The sequence below is a fragment of the Aquamicrobium aerolatum DSM 21857 genome, assembly GCF_900113935.1.
GTDB classification, from domain to species: Bacteria; Pseudomonadota; Alphaproteobacteria; order Rhizobiales; family Rhizobiaceae; genus Aerobium; species Aerobium aerolatum.
This window is the reverse complement of record NZ_FORF01000001.1, coordinates 319,719-345,454: the sequence shown is the minus strand read 5'-3', so window position 1 is coordinate 345,454 and position 25,736 is coordinate 319,719. Positions and strand designations below refer to the sequence as shown.

At 60.2% G+C, this 25,736-nt stretch carries 21 protein-coding genes and 1 tRNA gene; 12 read left to right on the top strand and 10 right to left on the bottom strand.

Going from position 1 to position 25,736, the window contains the following annotated elements:
* Together BMZ42_RS01640 and BMZ42_RS01635 are read right to left on the bottom strand one after the other, a co-directional pair.
* Nucleotides 1-257, bottom strand: a 257-nt coding sequence (locus BMZ42_RS01640) for a transposase (RefSeq protein WP_139207820.1), incomplete at its 3' end; no start/stop codon positions are given.
* Between the two features lie 616 nt (nt 258-873).
* Entirely contained in the window at nt 874-1,104 is a 231-nt protein-coding gene (locus tag BMZ42_RS01635) for a hypothetical protein (RefSeq protein ID WP_091517777.1), read from the bottom strand.
* A gap of 271 nt (nt 1,105-1,375) precedes the next feature.
* Between BMZ42_RS01635 and BMZ42_RS01630 the strand changes: the two genes are divergently transcribed.
* The 6 genes from BMZ42_RS01630 to BMZ42_RS01605 all read left to right on the top strand — a co-directional run bounded on the left by BMZ42_RS01630 (nt 1,376) and on the right by BMZ42_RS01605 (nt 6,954).
* The gene (locus BMZ42_RS01630; protein WP_091517776.1) at nt 1,376-1,537 is read left to right on the top strand and encodes a Thivi_2564 family membrane protein; all 162 of its coding nucleotides are present in this window, start codon (nt 1,376-1,378) and stop codon (nt 1,535-1,537) included.
* Complete coding sequence (locus tag BMZ42_RS01625) at nt 1,537-1,794, top strand: DUF2188 domain-containing protein (RefSeq protein WP_244523113.1); 258 nt, start codon at nt 1,537-1,539, stop codon at nt 1,792-1,794. The genes BMZ42_RS01630 and BMZ42_RS01625 overlap by 1 nt, the downstream gene beginning before the upstream one ends.
* Before the next feature lie 62 nt (nt 1,795-1,856).
* Entirely contained in the window at nt 1,857-2,162 is a 306-nt protein-coding gene (locus BMZ42_RS01620) for a hypothetical protein (RefSeq protein WP_091517835.1), read from the top strand.
* A 469-nt stretch (nt 2,163-2,631) separates the two neighbouring features.
* Nucleotides 2,632-4,653, top strand: coding sequence for a hypothetical protein (locus BMZ42_RS01615; protein WP_091517772.1), 2,022 nt, complete (start codon nt 2,632-2,634; stop codon nt 4,651-4,653).
* Nucleotides 4,654-4,795: 142 nt separating this feature from the next.
* Nucleotides 4,796-5,236, top strand: a complete 441-nt coding sequence (locus BMZ42_RS01610) for a TadE/TadG family type IV pilus assembly protein (protein WP_091517770.1) — start codon at nt 4,796-4,798, stop codon at nt 5,234-5,236.
* The gene (locus BMZ42_RS01605) at nt 5,236-6,954 is read left to right on the top strand and encodes a pilus assembly protein TadG-related protein (protein ID WP_091517769.1); all 1,719 of its coding nucleotides are present in this window, start codon (nt 5,236-5,238) and stop codon (nt 6,952-6,954) included. The genes BMZ42_RS01610 and BMZ42_RS01605 overlap by 1 nt, the downstream gene beginning before the upstream one ends.
* A gap of 8 nt (nt 6,955-6,962) precedes the next feature.
* On the opposite strand, the gene BMZ42_RS01600 is transcribed toward BMZ42_RS01605, so the two are convergent.
* Entirely contained in the window at nt 6,963-8,591 is a 1,629-nt protein-coding gene (locus BMZ42_RS01600) for an alpha-D-glucose phosphate-specific phosphoglucomutase (protein WP_091517767.1), read from the bottom strand.
* A 143-nt stretch (nt 8,592-8,734) separates the two neighbouring features.
* Between BMZ42_RS01600 and BMZ42_RS01595 the strand changes: the two genes are divergently transcribed.
* Nucleotides 8,735-9,691, top strand: a complete 957-nt coding sequence (locus tag BMZ42_RS01595; protein ID WP_091517765.1) for a carbohydrate kinase family protein — start codon at nt 8,735-8,737, stop codon at nt 9,689-9,691.
* On the opposite strand, the gene cysQ is transcribed toward BMZ42_RS01595, so the two are convergent.
* Nucleotides 9,660-10,469: a 3'(2'),5'-bisphosphate nucleotidase CysQ gene (cysQ, locus tag BMZ42_RS01590; RefSeq protein WP_244523111.1), complete on the bottom strand. Its 810-nt coding sequence runs from the start codon at nt 10,467-10,469 to the stop codon at nt 9,660-9,662. The two genes, BMZ42_RS01595 and cysQ, sit on opposite strands and share 32 nt — an antisense overlap.
* Nucleotides 10,470-10,614: 145 nt before the next feature.
* On the opposite strand from cysQ, the gene BMZ42_RS01585 reads away from it, so the two are divergent.
* Nucleotides 10,615-10,689 (top strand) — tRNA-Gln (locus BMZ42_RS01585).
* Nucleotides 10,690-10,724: 35 nt separating this feature from the next.
* Here the strand turns inward: BMZ42_RS01585 and galE are convergent.
* Complete coding sequence (galE, locus tag BMZ42_RS01580; protein WP_091517763.1) at nt 10,725-11,717, bottom strand: UDP-glucose 4-epimerase GalE; 993 nt, start codon at nt 11,715-11,717, stop codon at nt 10,725-10,727.
* Nucleotides 11,718-11,912: 195 nt separating this feature from the next.
* Between galE and BMZ42_RS01575 the strand changes: the two genes are divergently transcribed.
* Nucleotides 11,913-12,818, top strand: a complete 906-nt coding sequence (locus BMZ42_RS01575; protein WP_091517761.1) for an MBL fold metallo-hydrolase — start codon at nt 11,913-11,915, stop codon at nt 12,816-12,818.
* Here BMZ42_RS01575 and BMZ42_RS01570 read toward each other — a convergent pair.
* A complete protein-coding gene (locus tag BMZ42_RS01570) occupies nt 12,789-13,625 on the bottom strand; it encodes a DUF1499 domain-containing protein (RefSeq protein ID WP_091517759.1) in 837 nt (278 codons plus the stop codon). The genes BMZ42_RS01575 and BMZ42_RS01570 overlap by 30 nt on opposite strands.
* Nucleotides 13,622-15,250 (bottom strand): fatty-acid--CoA ligase, encoded by a 1,629-nt coding sequence (locus BMZ42_RS01565; protein WP_091517758.1) that lies wholly within the window; start codon nt 15,248-15,250, stop codon nt 13,622-13,624. The genes BMZ42_RS01570 and BMZ42_RS01565 overlap by 4 nt, the downstream gene beginning before the upstream one ends.
* A 186-nt stretch (nt 15,251-15,436) precedes the next feature.
* Between BMZ42_RS01565 and BMZ42_RS01560 the strand changes: the two genes are divergently transcribed.
* Both BMZ42_RS01560 and BMZ42_RS01555 read left to right on the top strand, forming a co-directional pair.
* Nucleotides 15,437-16,834, top strand: coding sequence for an aminotransferase (locus BMZ42_RS01560; protein WP_091517756.1), 1,398 nt, complete (start codon nt 15,437-15,439; stop codon nt 16,832-16,834).
* Between the two features lie 67 nt (nt 16,835-16,901).
* Nucleotides 16,902-18,524 (top strand): ABC-F family ATP-binding cassette domain-containing protein, encoded by a 1,623-nt coding sequence (locus BMZ42_RS01555; RefSeq protein WP_091517755.1) that lies wholly within the window; start codon nt 16,902-16,904, stop codon nt 18,522-18,524.
* A gap of 65 nt (nt 18,525-18,589) precedes the next feature.
* Here BMZ42_RS01555 and ppdK read toward each other — a convergent pair whose 3' ends face one another.
* Nucleotides 18,590-21,250 (bottom strand): pyruvate, phosphate dikinase, encoded by a 2,661-nt coding sequence (ppdK, locus tag BMZ42_RS01550; RefSeq protein WP_091517753.1) that lies wholly within the window; start codon nt 21,248-21,250, stop codon nt 18,590-18,592.
* A 194-nt stretch (nt 21,251-21,444) separates the two neighbouring features.
* On the opposite strand from ppdK, the gene BMZ42_RS01545 reads away from it, so the two are divergent.
* Nucleotides 21,445-21,786 (top strand): VOC family protein, encoded by a 342-nt coding sequence (locus BMZ42_RS01545; RefSeq protein WP_091517751.1) that lies wholly within the window; start codon nt 21,445-21,447, stop codon nt 21,784-21,786.
* A gap of 58 nt (nt 21,787-21,844) precedes the next feature.
* On the opposite strand, the gene BMZ42_RS01540 is transcribed toward BMZ42_RS01545, so the two are convergent.
* Both BMZ42_RS01540 and smc read right to left on the bottom strand, forming a co-directional pair.
* Nucleotides 21,845-22,252 (bottom strand): hypothetical protein, encoded by a 408-nt coding sequence (locus tag BMZ42_RS01540; protein WP_091517750.1) that lies wholly within the window; start codon nt 22,250-22,252, stop codon nt 21,845-21,847.
* 25 nt (nt 22,253-22,277) lie between these two features.
* On the bottom strand, nt 22,278-25,736 hold the full coding sequence (smc, locus tag BMZ42_RS01535) for a chromosome segregation protein SMC (RefSeq protein ID WP_091517746.1): 3,459 nt from the start codon (nt 25,734-25,736) through the stop codon (nt 22,278-22,280).

The window sequence follows — 25,736 nt, the reverse complement described above, 5'->3', positions numbered from 1 at the left end:
GCAGCTTCAGGCACAGCCAGGCCTTCCATCATCTGGATAAAGATGCCTTTGTCGCCCCAGCGTTTCCAGCGGTTATAAAGCGTCTTCGCCGGGCCATATTCCTTCGGCGCATCGCACCACCTGAGCCCGTTGCGGTTGACGAAGATGATGCCGCTCAGAACGCGTCGATCATCAACGCGCTGGCGACCATGGCTCTTGGGAAAATAGGGCCGAAGACGAGCCATTTGCTCGTCCGTCAGCCAAAACAAATTGCTCATCAGTCAGGCTCCTATACGCCCGTCTGAATCACACCCATTCCTCTAAATCAATGGGTCCTGAGCCTAGCACCGGCGACCTGCTCGTCGACTTGAACGGTGCCGAACTCAGCGCCGTCAATGTTGTGGGCCTCCAGAATTGGTCGGGAGCGTTGGATGCTGTTGGCTAATCAATCCACGGATTGACCATCTACGGGGGGCCTTCGGGTCCCCCGTTTTGCTTCGGCGGATCACGCCTTCAGCTCCGCTGCGCCCACGATCCATCAATCATCCAATTGCGGCGATTGCCGATCCATTCATTCGGCGTGGCAGGCGTACCAGCCGGGCTGTCAGCAGCTTTTCATCGCCGTCTACCGCCTTCACTTCCACCGCCCGCTTTCCCTTGTTTTTGCCTGCAGACTTGCCGTCGTAAAGCCTGGCGCTGCTTTTGAATATTCTTGCGTCACCGTGTCGAGATGTACGTCACGCCATCCACGCCGGGGTGCACGCGTTGAAACATCAGCGGCGCAGCTGCAATCACGCTCATGTCGCCAACAATTGTAACGGACGCCGAACCTTTTGCGGCGCTTCAGGTCTTTCGCCTCGATCCGGCATGAGGCCTGGATAAGGCGCGGCGGCGTCACAACACGCTGCCCGTAGACGCACCACTGGCCGTTTGCCAACTGCCCTTCCTGACGAGGATCAGCTCGCTATTCTTGATCGAGAACCGCGCATTGTGCCGGCGCGCCCTCCGCTCAAGAAACTCCAAAGGTGCCTCGTCCTGCTGCGCGATCCATCCGCCATGGTCACTGCCGGTTTTCACCTCGAGGACAGCAGACAAGCCGACCTTGCCGGCGATCTTCTTGACCATATGCCGAGTGTCACGTCGTCCCGATGCCATCGCTTTGAGCGTTACTCTCGGCGGCCCGCTACTTCATCGCAACGATGGCTGCGAGACGATCATGGGTATCAGGCGCTGCACTCATGGGCATTCGCTCCTGTTCGGCAACAGGCAGAGCGTGGCCAATTGCGGGAGTGAAGGTTGCGGCTGCACGACCGAGGGCACTGCTTCAGACGGCTTTGCGCAGGAACCTTGCGAGCGGCCGCGAGTTATATTCCCATTACATCCAAGGGGAATTTTCATGAGCGTACTCATCAGTATTCTGATCACCTTTCTTATCGTCATTCTGGTGCTTTACCTGATCGGGATGCTTCCGATTGATGGACGCGCCAAGCAGATCGCCCGGATTGTGGTGATCATCATCGGTGTCGTGTCGCTGCTGCGCTATCTGGCGGTGTTCTGATGAAAATCGTCTACCAGATCGTCGAGCACGATGGCGGATGGGCGTACAAGGTCGGCGATGTTTTCTCTGAAACATTCGAGACGCATAATGACGCCAAGGCAGCCGCCGAGGCTGCGGCGCAACACCAGCGGATCACTGGAGAAACGCTCGACATCGAGTACGAAACGCCCGACGGGAAATGGCACGAGGAAGTGGCATCCGGCCAGGACCGTCCGGCCACTGAAGTGCAGGACATCGACCCCGACCAACCTTCATGATTGCACCGACGCAGGATCGTTTCGCACGGTCCTGCGTTTTCCTCCGAACAAAGGAGGCAAACATGAACAGCGCCAATCTTCAGCTTGAAGGCTTGTGCCTTGCCGTCGCCGCCATCAACCAGGCCCTGAGCGCCAAGGGATTGCTGAGCCAGAACGAGATCGACCAGGCGCTTCGTCGCGCCGAGACCGCGGCCAGCAACGACGAGCGCTTTGTCGAGCAACTATCTCCGGCAAGCCGCGACGCCGTCTGCTTCCCCATTCGTCTTCTGCAAATCGCCAACAACAGTGGCGCGCAAACGCCCTGGAGCTTTTCGCATCTGGCGAAATTGGTGGGCGAAACCAAACGCCCCTACAACGACCAGATGTGAGCCTAGCCGGCCCGCACCGAGATCTCGGCGAAGCTTTCAAGCGATCCAGACGACGCTGAGACCGTCGCTGCCGCGCGACCAATGTCCAGTACTTCAAAGATACAAACCGCACACATCTCGGCATGACGACATGGCGAGGAGCGCTCACGCTTCTCTGGCCCCCCTCGATTTGACGGCACCGCCCCACCCAGCCGTACACTAATACACCCTCGAAAGTACCAAAAATATACCTAAGCTCATCCATCTATACGCTTCTGCAAATAATATAAAAGAAAATCTCAACTATCAATACGATAGATATTTGCGCATTCAATATATCCGCAAAAGCTACTGTGGAATTCCAAGATTTTCTCTGTTGCGTAATTTCTCATCAACCAATAAGTATGGCTATCACTGTACCGATTCAGTCTAGGATATAATTCTTGGAACTGAGCAAGTTTTAACGTCTCGCATAGGTCGGGGGAAAATGATGTTTGACGCGAAATACTACCTGAAAATGAATCCTGACGTGGCCGAAGCTGTGGCGCGCGGCCAGATGACCGCTCAGGAGCACTATCTCCGCTACGGAAAGTTTGAGAACAGAGCTCCCTCGCCGTTCTTTGACCCGGTGCTTTATGCCCGCGAGAACCCCGACGTGGCCGCCGCTGTCGAGAACGGCACGATGCTCTCACTCTTCGACCACTTTGCACTTCATGGACAGCAGGAAGGTCGCGAAGCTTCGCTGTTTTTCAACGCTGAGGTTTATCTGGCAGCAAACCCAGACGTCGCGGCGGCAGTCGAAGACGGAAAAATGGAATCGGCCTGGTTTCATTTCATCAACCACGGCCAGAATGAAGTCAGAAATACTTCCCAGTACTTCGACATGAAGGCTTATCTGGATGCAAATCCAGACGTTGCTGCGGCAGTGGAAGCAGGCAAGACGACCGCCTACGATCACTTCATCGAATTCGGCTTCAAGGAAGGCCGCGATATCGGCAACGGTATCTCGCTGGCAAGCTTCGCTGAAGATCCAGCCTCACAAGAGGCCATCGCCTCGGGCGATGTCAGCGGCCTGATGGCGCGCGTGGCTGAAGTCGCGCCCTTCCTGCCAGCCTATACGCCACCTGCAGGCTATGAAATTCCATCGAACCAGCCGATCCCGCAGGGCTTCGTACCGGTCGACGGCGAGACACTTGTTATTCCGGATGGCGTGATCGTTCCGGACGGTCAAGAATTGCCACCGGCATTCCGCGACGTTGTTACGACTGACTACGGCAAGGTGTCGGATGTAGCCATGGATGGTGACAACAACCTTTGGGTTGGTTCCGGAAACCCAGCTGACAACTTCAACATCACACGGACGAGCCTGTCGCAGGTCGAACTGGCGCTGAAGGGCTATGTCCGCGGCAGCGGCGATGTCGCCGGCGGCGGTGCAGATGGCACCTACAACTTCGCACGCGGTGACAAGGCTGGGTTTGCCTTCTCAGTTGCATCGCTGGGCGAGCGCTCGATCAGCGACCTTATCGCAGAAGGGTACTCTTTCCACCTCAAAATCGACAACGACTCCGGCGTGGGCTTCGGCGAGAACTCCATCTTGCTGACGCTGCAGGCCGAAGATGCAGTGGGCACCGATCAGGATTCCGGCTTCAAGTGGGTCCGTTCCGACGCCGGGGCAATCACCGATGACGAAGGAAAACTCATCGACGGTGAAGCCTATGCAACGCAGAATATCCAATCGCCGCTTTGGTACGGAGCTATCGGGCAGCCGGGCTCAAACGGTGCGCTTCTTCCGGGCAACTACTCCGTCTCGCTCGAAATGCGCAAGGGTAGCGAAGTTGTTGCATCGCAGGAAATCGCGCTGGATATCGCCCCAGTCTCGTCAAGCGACGCTGCCGTGGTATCTCTGGACACGATCGCCCTCAAGGGAGACGGAACCATGATCAATGGCTCCGGCAACAGCGGCGATGATTTCCAGGTCGTGCGGATCGACGCATTTGGCGACAGTGCCCCCGACATCGAAATCGCTCTCGGTGGCCAGCAGCGCGGTGGTCCTGCAACCTATACGCCGGGCGAAGACGGCGCGATGTCTGTTCCTGCAGAACACACGCCAGTATTCAAGTTTTCAGTGGCAAGCCTGAACGGCGATATCTCTCTGGCTGAGCTGCTCAACACGTATGACATCAAGCTGCAGGTCGACACGGACAAAACAGCAGACACCAGCTTCATAACCCTCAAAGCAGTCGCCAACTCAGACAACTCCACAGGCGGTCTCGACTGGCTGTTCGAGTCCTACGATCAGTATAAGCTGGTCGATGATCAGGGCAGTGCGAACGTGTCCCAGAATATCCAGGCACTGTCATGGTATATGCCAAATGGCGCCGGTGATCTTTTCGATGGCACGACCACGGTCGACGCTGGTCTCTATACTGTTCGGCTTGAAGTCTTCGAGAAGGGGACAGTAAACCTCGTTGGTTCCAACGAAGTGACGTTCGACGTCGGGACGCTCGTGTAAACCACGCGACCGATGCAGTATCGAAGGCGGCTCTGCGGGGCCGCCTTCTTTTTTGCCGACAGAAAAGAACTACAACCGATCTCAACCTTGGCGCGAATTTGCAACTCGCATGAACTATACATGGCTGTGATTGTCTGCAGCCATGAGCACGCAAGATCGCAAATCGAGTTTGAGAGAATTCGCCGCCGCACGATCAGGTTCTACGGCGGTTGAGTTTGCATTGCTTTCCCCACTCTATCTGCTGCTTCTGATGGGGATGACTGCCTACGGGATCTATTTCGGGGCAGCACATTCGGTGCAACAAATTTCGGCTGACGCGGCGCGAGCAGCAGTGGCGGGGGTGTCTCCGGCCGAGCGGCGCGATCTTGCTACGACTTTCATCAATCGACACGCCGCCGGATATCCATTCATCGAGATCAGCAATCTGAGCGTCTCCCTGGATGTGCAGCCGGAAGCCACGCAATTTCAGGTTGTCATCAGCTATGACGCGAGCAAGCTACCGATCTGGGGCCTGTTCGGTGGACTGAGCATGCCGAGCCAGATCATCCAGCGGCGCTCCACGATCCGCATTGGAGGCATCTGATGGAAAACCGGATCATGCGAGCCTTCCGACGTCTGGGCCGGGACACTAGCGGGCAGTTTGCGCTGCTCACCGCCTTCATGACACCTGTCGCGATCATACTTGCCGCATTCGCAGTGGATGCCGGGTCACTTTACGTCGAGAAACGCGAGGCACAGGGACGTGTCGATCTGGCCGCGATAACGGCTGCCGCGAACCTTTCGCGCGCCAGCGAGGCAGCGCGCCTGACAATGAGCGACAACGGCGTGACATCCATCGTCACCGCGCAGGCCGACGCCTATGGCAAACCGGTTTTCTCGAGCGGCATTGCAGACGACCAGATCGTGGCCGTAACCGGCAATTACCGGGGCGCTCCCGGCATCGCACCAGAGTTGCGCTTCGTCGCCGGCGCGGAGCCTCGCAATGCTGTCAAGGTCACCTACAAGACGACAGGAACCCGATATTTCGCAAGTTCCATCATCCCAACACCGGAGATCATCGTCGAGGCTATCGGCGAGTCATCGTCATGGGCGTCGTTCTCCATCGGATCGCGACTGCTGGATCTGCGCAATGAGGGGCTTATCAACCAACTGCTCGGCGGATTGCTCGGCTCGAACATCAACCTGTCGCTGATGGACTACAAGGCGCTGCTGGGCGCGAACATCTCGCTGCTTGGCTTTCTCGACGCGCTAGCAATCGAAACAGGCATCACCGCAGGCTCCTACACGCAGGTGCTGGACGCCGAGGTGACAATGGGCCAGATCTCGCGGGCGCTTTCCAACAGCAGCGGACTTCCCGCTGACGCCCGCATGGTCGCGGGACGCTTGGCGCAGAAGACCAGCGCCTCAAACGCACCGCGAATTCGTTTGGCCGATTTTCTCAACCTGGGCGACACCGGTGGGCAGATTCTGCAAGCCAATGTCCAGCAACTTGGCCTCGACTTCAATGTGATGGAACTGGTGACAGGCAGTGCCTTGGTCGCCGGCAAGGGAAAGCACGTCACGCTCAATCTGGGGGCGACCGTACCCGGCCTGCTGGCCACACGTGTCACGCTTCTGGTTGGCGAGCCGCCACAATATTCATGGATCGCGGTTGGAACGCTTGGCCAGCTGGTCCGGACAGCGCAAACAAGACTGACGATCGTTGCAGAAATCGGCGGTCTGCTGGGCGCCAATATCCGCATCCCGCTTTATCTTGAGCTGGCCTATGGCGAGGCACAGCTGCGCGAGGTGACATGCCCAGACGGGAACCCGGACAATGCCAGGGTCGTCATCGACGCCCGGCCCGGCGTGGCAAATCTCTATCTTGCCGAGGTCGATCCATCGAAGATCAGCGGCTTTGCAAACCCGGCACCGCGCAGCCCCGCCAACCTCCTGCACGTGCCAGTCGTCGTGACTGTTTCAGCTCAGGCACACGCTGAAATCGGCAACATGGCCTACACGCCTTTGACCTTCACCCGGCAAGACCGGGACAATAAGGTGGTCAAGAAGGTCTCAACGACGCAGCTTACCGGCGCGCTTACGCATTCCCTGCTTTCGAGCCTTGATCCCAAGGTGACGGCGCTGGGGATAGTGCAGGTCGGGCTCAATCTCGGGAGCAATGTTGCGTTCCTTGTCGGGCGTTCTGCCGGCAGCATCGACGCGCTGCTGACCGAAGTTCTCGGCCTGCTGGGCATTGCCATCGGCGAGGTCGATATACGCGTCTACCGGGCGAGTTGCGGGCGCGCTGTGTTGGTGCAGTAGAACCTGCCTCAGGTAACGACACTGGGCTTGTCACGCCCGGTCCGACTGCGGATTTGCGCGATGCCGTCGGCAGCCTCGATCAGGCCTGCCAGCGCAATTTGTGTCTCCATACCATGATGGGCCGTGTCCGGCTCGAAGCGTTCGAGATAGACTCGCAGCGTCGCGCCGGACGTCCCGGTGCCTGAGAGACGGAAAACGATCCGCGAGCCCCCTTCGAAAAGGATGCGGATGCCCTGATGTTCGCTGACAGATCCATCGACAGGATCAGTGTAGGCAAAGTCATCCGCGGTTCGGATCGACAGGCTGCCGAGCTTACGACCGGGAAGCGTGGGCAACTGGGCGCGAAGATTGTCCATCAGGCCGGTCGCGGCTTCCACCGAGAGCCCTTCATAATCGTGGCGCGCATAGTAATTTCGCCCATAGGTGGCCCAATGATCGGCGGCGATTTCCTGAACGCTCTGCTTTCGAGCCGCGAGAATATTCAGCCACAACAGCACCGCCCAAAGACCATCCTTCTCGCGCACATGGCTCGATCCGGTGCCGGCGCTCTCCTCACCGCAGATGGTGACCAAACCCGCGTCGAGCAGGTTGCCGAAGAATTTCCAGCCGGTCGGCGTCTCATAAATCCCGATGTCGAGCTTCTCGGCGACACGATCGGCGGCACCGCTCGTCGGCATCGAGCGGGCGATGCCCTTCAGCCCGCCACTGTAGCCCGGAGCAAGGTGGGCATTCGCCGCCAGCATCGCCAGCGAATCGGAAGGGGTGACGAAAATTCTTTTGCCGATGATGAGGTTGCGGTCGCCATCGCCATCCGAGGCGGCGCCAAAGTCCGGCGCATCCGCCGACATCATCAACTCGTAGAGTTCATGCGCGTGGACGAGGTTCGGGTCGGGATGATGCCCGCCAAAGTCCGGCAGGGGAATGCCATCTTTCACCGTGCCGGGCTGCGCGCCCAGCCGGCGCTCCAAAATCTCCAGCGCGTAAGGTCCGGTGACGGCATGCATCGCGTCGAACGACATGCGAAAACCGTCTGCGAACATCTGGCGGATCGCGCCGAAGTCGAACAGCGTCTCCATCAGCGCGGCATAATCATCAACGGAATCGATCACCTCGACAGCGAGATCATCGACATGCTGCACGCTGATCCGGTCGAGATCGATATCGGGGCCGTCATTGATCGCATAGCGGTCGATTTCGAGGCTGCGCGCATAGATCGCGTCGGTGACCTTTTCAGGCGCAGGGCCACCATTGGATACGTTGTACTTGATGCCAAAATCTTCCGTGGGGCCACCCGGATTGTGACTTGCCGACAGGATGATGCCGCCAAAGGCCTTGTTCTTGCGGATGAGGTGCGAGGCAGCAGGGGTGGACAGGATGCCGCCCTGCCCGACGATGACGCGGCCAAAGCCGTTGGCGGCGGCCATCTTGATCGCGATCTGGATCGTCTCGCGATTGAAATAGCGCCCATCGCCGCCGATCACCAGCGTCTCGCCGGAAAAGCCTGCAACGGAATCGAAGATCGACTGGATGAAATTCTCTACATAGTTCGGCTGCTGGAACACGGGCACCTTCTTGCGAAGACCCGACGTTCCAGGCTTCTGGTCGTCATAAGGCTGGGTCGCAACAATGAGGTTCATTTCGGAAAATCCTTCGCGAGATTGCCCTGCGGCCTGTCGCTCGACAACACTATGGAAAAGTCATGCATAGCCTACTCAAAAGAATTGAGTAAGCGTAAACGGGCAGAAGCGATGACGGTTGCCCGGAAATGGCGAGGAAGTTCATGATCCTGTGCTGCGGCGAGGCGCTGATCGACATGCTGCCCGGCAAGACCGATGGCGGCGAAGCGGCGTTTGTGCCGCATGTGGGTGGCGCGGTATTCAACACCGCAATTGCGCTTGGCCGCCTCGGGATACCCACCGGTCTCTTTTCCGGATTATCGCGTGATGTGTTCGGCCAATCACTCGTCCACGCATTGAACGAAAGCGGCGTCGACCTGCGTCACGCACATTTCAGCGACCGCCCCACCACGCTGGCATTCGCTCACCTTCGCAACGGACATGCGGTCTATAGCTTCTACGACGAAAATTCAGCTGGGCGGATGGTGACGCAACCAGACCTGCCTCTGTCAGATGAGAGCGTCACCGCACTGCACTTTTCCTGCATCAGCCTCGTCGCCGAACCGTGCGGCACAGAATATGAAACGCTGATGCAGCGCGAACATCAGCGGCGCGTCATCATGCTGGACCCAAATATTCGTGACGGTTTCATCACCGACCGAACGCGCCACCTTGAGCGCATGCGCCGCATGATCGCGATGTCGGATATCGTGAAACTGTCCGACGAAGACATGGACTGGTTCGGCGAAGGCGCCAACCACAACGATATTGCGCAGCGCTGGCTGACGATGGGACCGAAAATGGTCGTGCTGACGCGCGGTGCTCAAGGATCGGTCGGCTACACTACACAATCTCGCGTGGAGCTGCGCGCACCACCAGTTGATGTCGTGGACACAGTCGGCGCGGGCGACACATTCAACGCCGGCCTTCTCGGCTGGCTTCACGATACAGGGCTGCTGTCGAAAGAGAACATTGCAGGCTTATCGCGAAACGATCTGAGCGCAGCGCTCGATTTTGCGACCAAGGCCGCGGCAATCACCGTTTCGCGCGCTGGAGCCAATCCACCATGGCGCAGCGAATTGGGCAGTCTTAAGCTTCCGAGCAAAGACCCCGTGCAATGAAATGCGGGTTGGCGAAGGTGTCATCACCCGGAGCGGTGCCGGGGCCATAGATGAAGGGCCTGCCGTCGAGCGTCGTCGTCATCCCACCAGCGGCGCGCAGCACCGCATCCCCGGCAGCGGTATCCCATTGCATGGTGCGCCCCATGCGCGGGTAAAGATCCGCCTCCCCGCTCGCCAGCAGACAGAATTTCAGCGACGAGCCAACGCTGACACATTCGAATGCTTCATGCTGTTCGATATAGCGGTCAGTTTCTGCGGTGCGATGTGACCGGCTGGCCACGATCAGCAATGGGCAGGCCGGCAACCGCGCAGAAATGACACTGCGCGCCAGCGGCTGATGCGCCTGATCCGTGGTGACCCGCTCGGCAATGCCCGAAGCGCCCGAATAGAGAAGGTTTCGAGCGGGCGCATAAACAACGCCTGCAACCGGCATTCCCTGACGAATCAAGGCGATATTGACGGTGAAATCATCTTTTCCCGCCACAAATTCACGGGTTCCGTCCAGCGGGTCGACCAGAAAAAAGGCAGCACCATCGAGCTGCGGCTGCGCCCCTGCGGATATTTCTTCCTCAGCCACGATAGGAGTTTCAGGAAAACACTCGCGAAGACCCGTCAGGATAATCACCTCGGCCTCGCGGTCGGCGCGCGTTACCGGCGAATCATCGTCTTTCGAATCGGCCTCGAACCCTTCGCGGCAGATTTCCATGATTCGTCTGCCTGCAGACAATGCGAGGGCTTCAAGCTGATCGAGCATTCCACGGTCGACAGGATCGTTCATCATAGTGTCGCGATAGCGCGCGCTAGAGGTTCCAGCAATAGCAAAGGCTCAAACCCGCTCAGGAACCGCAAGAAGGTCTGGGTACAAGCGAAGTTCGACCTTTACCTCGGCGCACACACGCGATAATGAACGGCGCATTCCACGTTGGGGCGTAGCCAAGCGGTAAGGCAGCGGTTTTTGGTACCGCCATTCCCTGGTTCGAATCCAGGCGCCCCAGCCACGAATTTAAACACCAGCACGAAACTCGAAACCTGCTCAGGCTGAAGCGTTCTTGCGCGTCAGGGCTTCTTCCCATGCGAGCGCGTGGGTGACGATCTCTTCGAGGTTGTCGAGTTGGGGCGTCCAGCCGAGTTCGGCACGCGCACGATCTGCATTGGCGACAATGGCGGCAGGGTCGCCGGGGCGGCGCTCGACGAATTCCACCGGGAAGTCGACACCGGAAACGCGCTTGACCGCGTCCACGACTTCCAGCACCGAATAGCCGTGATTGTAGCCACAGTTTGCAATCAGATTCCCGCCTCCGCTGCGCAGCCGTCGCAGCGCCAGAAGGTGGGCGTCGGCGAGATCCGAGACATGGATATAGTCGCGCACGCAGGTGCCGTCAGGCGTCGGGTAATCGGTGCCAAAGACTTTCAGATGATCGCGTTTGCCAAGCACGGCTTCGCTGGCGACCTTGATGAGATGGGTTGCGCCGGGGGTCGACTGGCCGATACGGCCCTTCGGATCGGCACCAGCCACGTTGAAATAACGCAACGCGGTGTAGGTGAGATCATGCGCGGCGGCGGCATCGCGCAGCATCCACTCACTCATCAGCTTGGAGCGTCCATACGGCGATTCAGGCAGAAGCGGGGTGTCTTCGGTAACCGGCTCAAGACCGGCTGCGCCATAAACCGCTGCGGTTGATGAAAAGATGAAATGCTTCACCCCGCCTTCGACCGCGGTTTGCAGGAGCGTGCGGGTCTTGCTGGTGTTGTTCTCATAGTAGCCCAGCGGATCGGATACGGATTCAGGAACGATGATCGAGCCCGCAAAATGTATGATCGCGTCGATCTCATGCTTGTCGATGAGCGAGCGCACAAGTTCGGTATCGGCGATATCTCCCGCCACCAACCTTGCATCTGGAGAGACCGCCCAGGCGAAACCGGTCGACAGCCGATCCAGCACGACCACGTCCTCGCCCGCATCCAGCAGCGCCCAGACCATGTGGCTGCCGATATAGCCTGCTCCGCCCGTTACAAGTACCGCCATGGTTCTTCACCCCGAAACTCAAGCCAGTCGGCTGCCAAGCTAGCGCAAACTGTATAATTCTTGGTTGCGCAACCCTCCCAACCATATGAAATGATAGCCCGGCAATCATTGGCGCAGATTTTCACTATCTTCAGGTTCCGTGCTATGCGGCCCCGACCTGCAATCTGCACCAGACGCAACCACCCGAGGAAACTGATGGCTCTCGACTTCAACACCAACTTCGAGCCCGCCTACGGCGATGCGGTCCCTGTCGCTGACAATGTGGTGCGTCTCACGGTCAACAACCCCAGCGCGTTCACGTTTCACGGCACCAACAGCTATCTCGTCGGCAAGGATACGCTGGCCGTGATCGATCCGGGCCCGGAGGACGAAGCGCATCTGCAGGCGTTGCTGAGGGCTATCGACGGGCGTCCGGTGAGCCACATCTTCGTGTCGCACACCCATGTGGATCACTCTCCACTGACCGCACGGCTCAAGCAGGCGACCGGCGCAACGGTCCTTGCCGAAGGGCCGCACCGTTCCGCCCGCCCGCTGCATCTGGGCGAGGTCAACGCGCTTGACGCCAGCGGCGACACCGATTTTCAGCCGGATGTCTTGCTGGCGGATGGCGAAATCGTGGAAGGCGACGGCTGGGCGCTGCGCGCGATCCATACGCCAGGCCACATGGCCAATCATCTGGTGTTCGCCCTTGAAGGGACCGGCATCCTGTTTTCCGCCGACCACATGATGGCATGGGCGACTTCGGTGGTTGCGCCTCCGGACGGGTCGATGTCGGACTTCATGGCTTCGCTCGAGAAGCTGCTGGAACGCGACGACCGGGCGTTCCTGCCGGGGCATGGCGGACCGGTCACCTCGCCAGCCGCGTTCATGCGAGGGCTGCGCTCACACCGCAAGATGCGTGAGCGCGCCATTGTCGAGCGGCTGCGCAAGGGCGACCGGAGCATTGCGGAGATTGTCGCCGCAATCTACCGCGACACCGATCCGCGCCTGCATGGCGCAGCAGGCCTTTCGGTGTTTGCGCATCTGGAAGATCTTGTGAACCGCGGCTTGGTGATTACGGACGGCGAAGCCTCACTGGGCGGTATCTTCACCATCGCTTGACGCTGGAATGTCGATGATCAGCAGCGACTGACGCGCGAATTCGGCATCGACGTCGTTCATGAAGCGGCGGATGCGGCGCGCGTTTTCGCCAAGGTCATAGCGCCCATAACGGGAATTCATACGCAGATCGACAAATATCGATTCGTCCTCGTCGGTCAGGCGCAGTGATGCATCAGCGGGAAGGCCCAGAATATAACTGGGAGCTTCCAGCTCGAGGATGATCTCGCTGCCGGTTTCAAACTCAGTTGGCCACGGCGTGCGCGCGCGCCAGCCATATGAGGCAACAACCGCCTGAACCGCCGCGACAGCACGCTCCATCGACGCGTCAAGCCGCCGCCCAGTCACGTCGGGATATGCCTCGCGCTGAACCGCCACCATCTCGGCGCTGTATGGTGTAACGGCATTCATCTGGGCTGTCCGCTCCAACGCAGCCCTGCGAAGCGGCGGGGGATCTACAAGGTCGGTCGAAACATCGTGGAGCGGCGGAGTGGTGTAAGCCAGATAACCGGCCAACACGAAGGGTATGAGCACGAAAGAGCCGACCAAAGTCGCGGCAAACGATGCCTTTCCGGCCTTGTCGCCATGCGTCCACAAGCGCCGAAACCCGACCATGGCGCACAGCAACGACAAAATGGCGATCGCCGCGACGAGAGCCAGCACCCAGAAGAATGCCGGTGTCTCGACCATGCCATAACGGTGGCCGACAGCGACAGTACACGCCAGAACCAGCGCAAAGCTGGACAGCGTTCTGGCCCATTGGGCCGCCGGGGAAACCCGGCGACCGTGATTGAGTGAAATGCTACTCATGCGGTTGGCAGTTGGTAGTCCCTGAACTGATCGCGAAGCGTGGTCTTCTGGATCTTGCCCGTCGCCGTATGCGGAATTTCATCCACGAAGGCAACGTCGTCCGGCATCCACCATTTGGCAATCTTGCCTTCCATGAAGGCAAGCAGTTCTTCCTTTGAAGGCTCCTTGCCCGGCTTGCGCACGATGACCAGCAGCGGACGCTCGTCCCATTTGGGATGGGCGACACCGATGACGGCGGCTTCGGCAACATCGGGATGTCCCACCGCAAGGTTCTCGAGCTCGATGGTCGAAATCCACTCGCCGCCCGACTTGATCACATCCTTGGCACGGTCAGTGATCTGCATGTAGCCGTGAATGTCGATATGGGCGACATCGCCCGTATCAAACCAGCCCTCCTCGTCGAACTGCTCAGCTCCGGTGCCGCCGTAATAGGCCCGCGCGACCGCCGGGCCGCGCACCTTGAGGCGACCGAAAGTGGAGCCATCCCACGGCAGTTCGACATTCTCGTCGTCGGTGACCTTCATCTCAACACCAAACGGCGCAGACCCCTGCTTTTGCTGAATATCCAGTCGCGCGTCCCCTTCGAGACCGCTGTAAACCGGCTTCATCGTGCACAAGCTGCCCAGTGGCGACATCTCCGTCATGCCCCAGGCATGGATGACCTCGACGCCGTAATTGTCCTGGAACTTCTGGGTCATGGCACGCGGGCTCGCAGACCCGCCGATAACCACCCGCTTCAGATGCGGCAGCTGCTTGCCGGTCTGCTCCAGATATTGGAGCAACATCAGCCAGACAGTCGGAACGGCAGCGGTGAACGTGACCTTCTCGGAATCGAGCAGTTCGTAGATGGATTCCCCATCCATGCGACCGCCAGGCATCACGAGCTTTGCGCCGATCATCGGTGCGCTCTGGCCGAGTCCCCACGCATTGGCATGGAACATCGGCACCACCGGCAGCACCACATCATTGGCGGAAATGCCCATCGCGTTAGGCGAAACCGCGATCATCGCATGCAGGACGTTGGAGCGGTGCGAATAGACGACACCCTTGGGGTCACCTGTCGTGCCGGACGTGTAGCACATGCCACTGGCAGCGTTCTCGTCTAGGCTCACCCACTGATAGTCGCCATCTGCCTGCGCGAGCCATTCCTCATAGGCAATCGCATTCGGCAACGTTGTCTCGGGCATGTGCGCAGCATCGGTGAAGACAATGACGCGCCTGAGCGACTTGACCATCGGTGCGAGCTTTTCAAGCAGCGGCACGAAGGTCAGATCAACAAAGATCGCCTTGTCCTCGGCGTGGTTCATGATCCAGGCGAGTTGTTCGGGAAAAAGTCGCGGATTGAGCGTGTGGTAGACGCCGCCCGCCCCCATGATCCCGTACCAGGCCTCAAGATGACGCCCGGTGTTCCAGGCGAGCGTCGCAATGCGATCTCCTTGTCCAAAACCTTCCCGAGCCAACAACTGCGCTGCCTGCAGAGCGCGCTGGCGCGACCGGGCATAGGTCGAGCGCACGATTGGCCCCTCAATAGAACGCGAAACGATTTCCGTATCAGGGTACTGTTGCGCTGCGTGATCCAAAATCTTGTGGCACAGCAGCGGCCAGTCCTGCATCAATCCTTGCATTGCATTCCTCCATTGCAGTTGCACAACATTGTTCCGAAGGATTGCGCATGTCCATAGACTTCGCGAACAAGCGTACTTTGGAAGCTTGTGCGCGGGTTGAGCGTTTACCCGGTGACCTTGCGTCCACGGGGGTTACTCGCCCCATCTTTCGCGGCTACAGTGCGGCAAATCAGCTTGGAGTCCCACATGAACCAGTCCGTCCCGCTCACCAACCTGCAAACCCGCGATATCTCGTCGGTCCTTCATCCCTACACACCGATCCACCGTCTTGGCGAGATCGGCCCTTTGGTCATCGAGCGCGGCGAAGGTGTGTTCGTCTATGATACGCAAGGCCGCGATTACATCGAGGGAATGTCCGGCCTGTGGTGCGCGGGTCTCGGCTTTGGCGACGAAGAGATGATCGACGCTGCCACGGAGCAGCTTCGGACCCTTCCCTATTACCATTTGTTTGGCGCCAAGGGCACAGAGTCCGCAATCGAGCTGGCCGAAAAGCTCAAGGAAATCGCGCCGGTTCCGATGTCGAAGGTGTTCTTCACCTCGTCCGGCTCGGAAGCCAACGACACGCAGGTGAAGCTCGCCTGGTACATGAACAACGCGAAGGGGCGGCCCAACAAGAAGAAGATCATCTCGCGGATGAAGGCCTATCACGGCGTCACCGTGATGTCGGCCTCACTGACCGGCCTGCCCTACAACCATATCGGCTGGGACCTGCCGGTCGACCGCGTGCTGCACACCGACTGCCCGCATTACTATCGCTTCGGACAGGACGGCGAAACCGAGCAGGAGTTCCTGAACCGGATCGTCGGCTCCCTGCGCGACCTTATCGAGCGCGAAGGCCCTGACACCATCGCAGCCATGATCGCAGAGCCGATCATGGGCGCAGGCGGCGTCATCATCCCGCCCGCTGGCTACTATCCAGCGATCCAGGCATTGCTGGACGAGCATGACATCATCTTCATTTCGGACGAGGTGATCACGGGCTTTGGCCGGACCGGAAACTGGTGGGGAAGCCAGACCGTCAACATGCGTCCAACGACGATCTCCACCGCAAAGCAGCTCACGGCCGCCTACGCGCCGCTTGGCGCCGTGATGGTGCCCGAAGACATCTATCAGGCTTATGTCGACCACTCGAAGCAGATCGGCACGTTCGGCCATGGCTTCACCTATGGCGGCCATCCGCTTGGCTGCGCCCTCGGTGTCAAGGCGATCGAGATTTATCAGAAGCGGGACATCATCGGACATGTCCGCTCGGTCGCGCCGGTGTTCGAAGCCCGGATGAAGAAGCTGACCGACCATCCGCTGGTGGGTGAGGTTCGCCATTGCGGTCTAGTCGGCGCAGTCGAACTGGTTGCAGACAAGGCCACAAAGCGGTCTTTCGACCCGAAAAAGGGCGTCGGCGCTCAGTGCGCAAAGTTCTGCGAGGAGAATGGCCTCATCCAGCGCGCGATCGTCGACAGCATCGCATTCTGCCCGCCGATGATCATCACCGAAGCACAGCTGAACGAATTGTTCGACCGGTTCGAAAAGGCCCTGGCCGCCTGTGAGGCATGGGTTTCCAAGGAAGGCCTGCGCCAAGCAGCCTGAAACCTCTTTCTCACGACCGAATCATCCCGTAAGGGACCCTGCAACGCCACGCAGGGTCCCTTTTTTCATGATTCGCCTCGAAAATATCAGCAAGCAGAACGGTCAGCAGATCGTCTTCATCGAAGCCTCCGCAGCACTGCAAAAGGGTGAGAAGATCGGCCTCGTCGGACCGAACGGCGCTGGCAAGACGACCTTGTTCCGCATGATCACCGGGCAGGAAGCCCCCGACGAAGGCCAGGTCTCCGTCGATAAGGGCGTGCGGATCGGCTATTTCAGTCAGGACGTCGGCGAGATGGCGGGACGCAGCGTGGTCGCTGAAACCATGGAAGGCGTCGGACCAATTTCCGCGCTGACGGCAGAGATGGCAGAACTTGAAGCCGCCATGGGCGACCCGGATCGCGCCGACGACATGGACGAGATCATCAACCGGTATGGCGAGGTGCAAGGCCAGTTCGACGAACTTGACGGCTACTCGCTGGACGGGCGCGCGCGCGAAGTGCTCGGCGGCCTCGGCTTTTCGCTCGAGATGATGGAAGGCGATGTCGGCCTGTTGTCGGGCGGCTGGAAGATGCGCGTGGCGCTGGCAAAGATCCTGCTGATGCGCCCTGACGCAATGCTGCTCGATGAACCAAGCAACCATCTCGACATCGAAAGCCTGATCTGGCTGGAATCTTTCCTGCAGGGCTATGACGGCACCATCCTGATGACTTCGCACGACCGCGAGTTCATGGACCGGATCGTCGGCAAGATCATCGAGATCGACGCCGGCGGCCTGACCACCTATTCGGGTGGTTACGGCTTTTACGTCGAGCAACGCGCCCTCGCAGAACAGCAGCAACAGGCCCAGTTCGAGCGTCAGCAGGCGATGCTCGCCAAGGAAATCGCGTTCATTGAGCGTTTCAAGGCGCGCGCCTCGCACGCAGCGCAGGTGCAGAGCCGCGTCAAGAAGCTGGACAAGATCGAGAAGGTCGAGCCGCCCAAGCGCCGGCAGACGGTGCGCTTCGATTTTCTGCCTGCCCCGCGCTCGGGTGAAGACGTCGCAACGCTCAAGGGCGTCCATAAGAGCTATGGCAGCAAGACCATCTATGAAGGGCTCGACTTTCAGGTGCGTCGTCGCGAGCGCTGGTGTGTGCTGGGCGTCAACGGTGCGGGCAAATCAACCCTCCTGAAGCTCATTGCTGGCGCGTCCGAGCCGGATACTGGCACGGTGTCGCGCGGGCCGAGCGTCAAGATGGGCTATTTCGCCCAGCACGCGATGGATGTGCTCGAAGGCGAACTGACCGTCTTACAAATGCTGGAAAGCCGCTTTCCTCAAGCCGGTCAGGCTCCGTTGCGCGCGCTTGCCGGGTGTTTCGGATTTTCGGGCGACGAGATCGAGAAGCGCTGCCGGGTGCTGTCAGGTGGCGAAAAGGCACGGCTCGTGATGGCGATGATGCTGTTTGATCCGCCAAACTTTCTGGTGCTGGACGAGCCGACCAACCATCTCGACATCGCCACCAAGGAAATGCTGGTCGAAGCGCTGTCGAAATATGAAGGCTCGATGCTGTTCGTCTCGCACGACCGCCATTTCCTTGCAGCGCTGTCAAACCGTGTGCTGGAACTGACACCGGATGGCGTGCGCACCTATGGTGGCGGCTACACGGAATATGTCGCAAGCACCGGCCAGGAAGCACCAGGCCTGCGCAGCTGAAATCTCTCCGATACGATACGCAATTGAAAAAGGCCGCTGCGGGTGCAGCGGCCTTTTTTCTCATGTTACTTGCGGATCGCCGCCTGCGCTGCAGCCAATCTTGCGATCGGCACGCGGAAGGGCGAGCACGACACATAGTCAAGGCCAACTTCTTCGCAGAAGGTAATCGACGAAGGATCACCGCCATGCTCGCCGCAGATGCCGAGCTTGATGTCTGGGCGCGCTGTACGCCCCTTCTCCGCTGCCATGCGGACGAGTTCACCCACGCCGTCGATGTCCAGCGAGATGAACGGGTCTTTTTCGATGATGCCTTTCTGGCGGTAGGTCTCGAGGAACGACGATGCGTCGTCACGCGAGATGCCGAAGGTCGTCTGCGTCAGGTCGTTCGTACCGAACGAGAAGAACTCTGCGGCTTCCGCAATGACATGGGCGCGGATCGCTGCGCGTGGCAGCTCGATCATCGTGCCAACCAGATAGTCGAGCTGGACGCCCCGCTCTGCCATCACCGCCTGCGCGACCTCGTCGATGCGCGCCTTGACGTAGTCGAGTTCCTTGAGAAGACCAACCAGCGGCACCATGATTTCCGGAACGATCGGCTTGCCGGTGCTCTGCCCGGCATCAATCGCAGCCTCGAAGATTGCGCGCGCCTGCATCTCGGCAATCTCCGGATATGAGACTGCAAGCCGGCACCCGCGATGGCCGAGCATCGGGTTGAACTCATGCAGGGCTTCGGTACGCTGACGCAGCTTGTCAGCCGAAATGTTCATGCCCCTGGCGACTTCATCGATTTCTTCGTCGCTCTTGGGAAGAAACTCATGCAGCGGTGGATCAAGAAGACGGATCGTCACCGGCAGTCCGGCCATGATCTCGAACAGCTCGGCAAAGTCGGAGCGCTGCATCGGCAGAAGCTTCGCAAGTGCCGCCCGCCGGTCTGCTTCCGCGTCGGACAGGATCATCTCGCGCACCGCAACGATGCGCTCGTCATCAAAGAACATGTGCTCCGTGCGGCACAGCCCGATGCCCTCGGCACCGAACGAGCGCGCCATCCGTGCATCGGCCGGGGTTTCCGCATTGGCGCGCACCTTCATGCGCCGCGCAGCGTCTGCCCATTCCATGATCGAAGCGAAATCGCCTGAAAGCTCGGGCTGCAGCATCGGGACGGTGCCCTTGAGCACCTGACCGCTAGCTCCGTCGATGGTGATGATGTCGCCCTTGCGGAACACCTGCCCCATCGCTGTCAGCGTGGCATTGCGATAATCGACGCGAAGCGTGCCCGCGCCGGACACACAGGGCTTGCCCATGCCGCGCGCCACCACTGCCGCGTGACTGGTCATGCCACCACGAGTGGTCAAAATGCCTTCGGCGGCGTGCATGCCGTGAATGTCTTCCGGGCTGGTTTCGATGCGCACAAGGATCGCCTTGCGGTTCTGCGCGCGCATTTCCTCGGCCTCGTCGGACGAGAACACGATCTCGCCGGTTGCCGCACCCGGAGAGGCCGGCAGCCCCATGCCGATGATGTTGCGCTCGGCCTTCGGATCGATGGTCGGGTGCAACAGCTGGTCGAGCGACGCCGGATCGATCCGCAAAACGGCTTCTTCGGTGGAAATCAGCCCCTCTGCGGCCATATCGACCGCGATTTTCAGCGCAGCCTTGGCGGTGCGCTTGCCGGATCGCGTCTGCAGCATCCATAGCTTGCCGCGCTCGATGGTGAATTCGAGATCCTGCATGTCGCGGTAGTGCTGCTCGAGCCGATCTGCCACAGCCACGAATGCGGCATAGGCTTCCGGCATCACCTTCTCCATCGACGGCTTGTCTGAGCCAGCCTCGATGCGCGCGGCTTCCGTCAAGTTCTGCGGCGTGCGGATGCCAGCCACAACGTCCTCGCCCTGCGCGTTGACAAGGAACTCACCGTAAAGCTGCTTCTCGCCGGTCGACGGATTGCGCGTGAAGGCAACGCCGGTCGCCGAGGTGTCGCCCATGTTGCCGAACACCATCGCCTGAACGTTGACCGCCGTGCCCCAGCTGGCGGGGATGTCGTGAAGACGACGATAGGTCGTCGCGCGGTGGTTCATCCAGCTGGAGAACACCGCACCGATCGCACCCCAAAGCTGCTCGTTGGGATCCTGCGGGAATGGCTGGCCCAGTTCTTCCTCGACCTTGTCCTTGTAGAGTTGGATGACCTGCTGCCACTGATCCGCGGTGATTTCCGTATCGAGTTCGACCCCCAGTCCAGCCTTCTCGTCTTCGAGAATCTCTTCGAAATAGCCGTGATCGACACCCAGCACCACGTCGGAGTACATCTGGATGAAGCGGCGGTAGCTGTCATAGGCAAAACGCGCATCGCCGGACTCGCGTGCCATCGCATCGACAGTTTCGTCGTTGAGGCCAAGGTTCAGCACCGTGTCCATCATGCCCGGCATCGACGCGCGCGCGCCTGAACGAACGGACACCAGCAAAAGGTTGGAAGGGTCGCCAAAACTGCGGCCAGTGATTTCGCCGATCCCGACCAGCGCAGCAGTGACCTGCTGCTTCAGCTCATCCGGATAGGCGCGGCCGTTGGCGTAGTGCCAGGTGCAAAACTCGGTCGTGATGGTAAAGCCTGGGGGCACCGGCAGCCCGAGGCTGCACATTTCCGCCAGGTTGGCACCTTTGCCGCCCAGCAGGTTACGGTCTGCCGCACTGCCTTCAGCGCTACCGTCGCCGAAGCTGTAGACCCACTTTGTCATCACTGACCTCCGCTCCAAACCCTGGGGCACCTTCAGGCCCCGGTTGGCGCGATCGATAAGGTCACGAAAGACCAAACGCAAGCGGCCACCGGGCAACGTCACCAAAACAATCGATTAAGGCGGGAAGAGCATTTGCGCTTGTAAATCTGGCGCACCAGAATTAGAACAAAAATAGAACGTCGGAGATGTGTGCGATGAAACTCGATGGAAAGCTGAATTATATCGAACTTCAGGCGGCTGGCGGCGCAATCGACAGCGTGAAATCGTTCTACAGCGCCGCCTTCGGCTGGACGTTCACCGACTACGGCACGTCCTACAGCGCGTTTTCAGAAGGGCTGGATGGCGGCTTCGACGGTGCCGCCACTGCACAAACAAAGCCGCTGCCGATCATCTACGCCGCCAATCTGGAGGCAGCCCTTGAGGCCGTGACAGAAGCGGGCGGCAAGATCGTGAAACCGATCTTTGCATTTCCCGGTGGGCGGCGGTTCCATTTCTCCGATCCGGCAGGAAACGAACTGGCGGTCTGGAGCGAATAGACACCTGAGCCTCTGGTTGCCTTGTCGATGAAGGCAGGGCCGCCGATCTGAAAAAAGCCTACCCGATATCCACCGGGCGATTGGCCAGTGCCTTACGAACCTTGCCGGTCGCAATACCGACCTCCGGCTCCTTCTGGAGCGCCATGACGTGACGCATACGGAACGCGCTGGCGCTGCCATCGCCCTCGCCGACCAGATTTTGTACCGCGCGAACAATCTGGGCCAGCTCGTCGGGCTCCTGTTCTTCCGGTTTTGCAACTGCCTCGTCCAGCCGCGTGATGAGCTGTGACAACACACCCATCCACTCGAAGCGCGGATCACCGATCAGGGCGAACAGAACCGTGTAGGGGTTTTCGCGCAACGCAGGATCATCACCAGTCTCGGCACTGATGAGTGCGCGGTGCATGTCCTTGAGAGCGCTCGAAAGGCTGACTGCAAACTCAGCCGAAAGGTCGGTATTTGGCATAGGGGGTCTCCGTGACAGGGCGGGATTACACCGCTTCACGCAATTGTTCAGCAGCTTCCAGATCAACGGAAACCAACTGGCTGACGCCTTGTTCCGCCATTGTGACACCAAACAGGCGGTTCATGCGCGCCATGGTGATCGGATTGTGAGTGATGACAACGAAGCGCGTTTCGGTCGTGGCCGCCATCTCGTCCATCAGATTGCAGAAGCGCTCGACATTATGATCGTCAAGCGGTGCATCCACCTCGTCGAGCACGCAGATGGGTGCGGGATTGGTCAGGAACACGGCAAAGATCAAAGCCATGGCTGTCAGCGCCTGCTCGCCGCCTGACAGCAACGTCATCGTCTGCGGTTTCTTGCCGGGGGGCCGTGCGAGAATTTCAAGGCCGGCTTCGAGCGGATCTTCCGACTCGATCAATTGCAATTCTGCCGTGCCGCCACCGAACAGATGGGTGAACAGGCGCTGGAATTGCATGTTCACCACCTCGAACGCTGCCAGCAGCCGCTCGCGACCCTCGCGGTTGAGGCTCTGGATCGCCTGGCGCAGTTTGCGGATCGCTTCGATCACATCTTCGCGTTCGCGCACGATGGTCTCGTGGCGCTCGGTGAGTTCGCGCTGCTCTTCCTCGGCGCGCAGGTTGACGGCACCCAGGCGCTCGCGCTCGATCTTGAGCCGCTCAAGTTGCCGTTCGGTGTGGGCGAGATCCGGTAGTGGATCGTCAGCGGCCAGTCCGGTGTGCTGGATCACCAGATGCGGCGGAACATTCAAGACTTCCTGAATGCGCGCTTCAGCCTCCGCGCGGCGCTGGTCGGCAGCGGTGAGGCGCTCTTCGGCTCGGCCACGCTGTTCACGCACCTCAGCCAGCGCCTGGATCGCGGCGGTTGCTGCCTTGTCCAGTTCCGCCTGCTGCGTTTCGGCCTGAACGAGCGTGTCCGCAGCAGCCTTGCGATTTGCTTCCGCCTTCGTCAGCTCCGACAACAGCGAACGACGACGCTCGTCGATCTCGTCGGGAGCCTCAGCCAGTTGTTCGTATTCCTCGACTGCTTCTTCGCGGCGGTCGCGCAGCGATGCAATCTGACGGTCAGCGTTGGCGGCACGCTCGACCCAGGAGGCCCGTTCAACGCTGATGGCTGCAAGACGACGTGCCCGCGCTTCTGCCTCACGACGCAATCCGTCATGCGCAGCGCGGGCATCGGCAACGCTGGCGCGTTGCTCGGCAACCTGGCGCGTCTGCTCTTCCAGCTGCGCCTGCAGGTCCGACACGTCGGGCGCGGAGGCAAGCGTGTCAGTTGCTTCCTCCAGCGATATGCTGAGCTCTTCGATGTCGTCAGACAGGCGCGCGCGCGTCTCATCGAGCGCTGCAAGCCGGTTGGAAAGCTCGCCGGAGGCCTTTTCCGCAGCAACCAGCGCCTCACGCGCAAGGGCGAGTGAGCGCTGGGTCTCGCGTAAACGGTCACGGGCTTCGCGCTCGGCGTCGACCGCCGCTTTCACCTCAGCCTCAGCACGCGCCAAGGCGTCTTCTGCTGCGGCAACGATCTCGCTTGCGGCCGCGGCCTCGTCCTCAAGCTCGACCAGACGGTTTTTCTGGGCAAGACGCAAGGCTGCCGCAGTCGGCGCGTCAGCGCTGGCGGTCAGACCATCCCAGCGCCATACTGCACCATCTCGGCTAACGAGCATCTGCCCAGCCTTCAACTCGGCCTGCAAGACAGGCCCAGAAGCGGCGTCGACGATCCCTACCTGCGCAAGCCGTCGGGCCAGCGCGTCCGGTGCCTGTACCACTTCTGCCAAGGAGTGGACACCCGCTGGCAACGCGGGATCATCCGCGTGCGGTACAAGTGCCGCCCAATGCACCGGCGCGGCCGTATCAAGCGGCACGTCAAGATCTTCACCCAGCGCAGCGCCAAACGCAGTTTCAAAACCACGCTCGACAGTGACCTGCTCGAGAACTGCAGGGAAGAGATCATTCGTCGTCGCATTGAGAATCGAGGCGAGCGTTCGGGCTTCTGTCTCGATCCGCTGGAGTTCGGCGCGCGCCTCCGCAAGCGGCGGACGGGCGGCGGTCTCACCAGCGCGGGCGGCGACCACCCGTTGCTCATATTCTTCAACGGCCGCTTCCGCGTCCTCGGCGGCAATTTCGGCCTCATCGACCAACCCGCGCTTTTCAGCCGGGTCCGGAAGGCCTGAGATGCGCCCACGGATTTCGTCAGCTTCCCGATCAATCTCGCCCAGCTGACGCTGCAAGCGATCACGGCGGTCGGTCAGGTCGCGCAGCATGCGCTCGATCTGGGTGCGGACCGCTGCTGCCTCTGCGCGCTCGGAGGTGAGCCGCGCCAACGCAGTCTCTGCCTCAGTAAGCGAGACCTGCGCATCCTCAAGGATCGCTCGTGTCTCGTCTTCACGCTCGGCAGCGCCGTCGTTCTCGCCAACAAGAGCGTGTTCTTCAGCGGTGAGCCGATCAAGCACGTCGGCATTGTCGCGCACCATGCGCTCTTCACGGGCGATGTCGCTATCAAGCTGAGACAGGCGCTTTTCGATCTCGACCCGACGCGCGGTCAATCGGGACGCTTCGTCTTCCAGCTGTGTCTTTGCAATGGTCAGGCGCTGCAGCGCGGCGGCGGCGGCGGCCTCCTGCTCGCGCAACTGGGGCAGCTTGTGCGCGCCAATCGCCTGATCCTTGGCTGCCTCCATCTGGGCCGCAGCCTGATTGCCAACCAGAACGGTCGCCTGCGCCAACGCAGACTTGGCCTCGGCTTCCTGCTCCTTGGCCTGGGTCCAGCGCAAATGCAGGAGCGTGGCCTCGGCCTTGCGAATGTCGGCGGAAAGATTGCGGAAGCGAGAAGCCTGCCGCGACTGGCGCTTCAGATTTTCGATCTGGCTTTCGAGCTCGCCGACAACGTCATCAAGACGCTCAAGATTCTGCTCGGCTCCGCGCAAACGCAGCTCGGCCTCATGGCGACGGGTGTGGAGACCGGAAATACCCGCTGCCTCTTCCAGCAGCGCGCGGCGCGCCTGGGGCTTTGCCTGGATCAGCTCGCCAATGCGGCCCTGACCGACCATGGATGGCGAGCGTGCGCCGGTCGACTGGTCGGCGAACAGAAGCTGCACGTCCTTGGCGCGCGCTTCCTTGCCGTTGATACGATAGACAGATCCAGCCTCGCGCTCGATGCGGCGTGAGACCTGAAGTTCGTCGACGTCATTGAAAGCGGGTGGTGCGGTACGGTCGCTGTTGTCGAGAAACAGCGTCACCTCGGCGGTGTTGCGCGCCGGCCTTGTGCCGGAACCGGAAAAAATCACGTCGTCCATGCCGGACGCGCGCATGTTCTTGTAGGAGCTTTCGCCCATCACCCAGCGCAAGGCTTCGACAAGATTAGACTTGCCGCAGCCATTCGGCCCGACGATACCCGTCAGGCCGCGCTCGATGACGAACTCACCGGATTCAACGAAGGACTTGAAGCCGAGAAGGCGCAGGCGCGAAAACTTCAT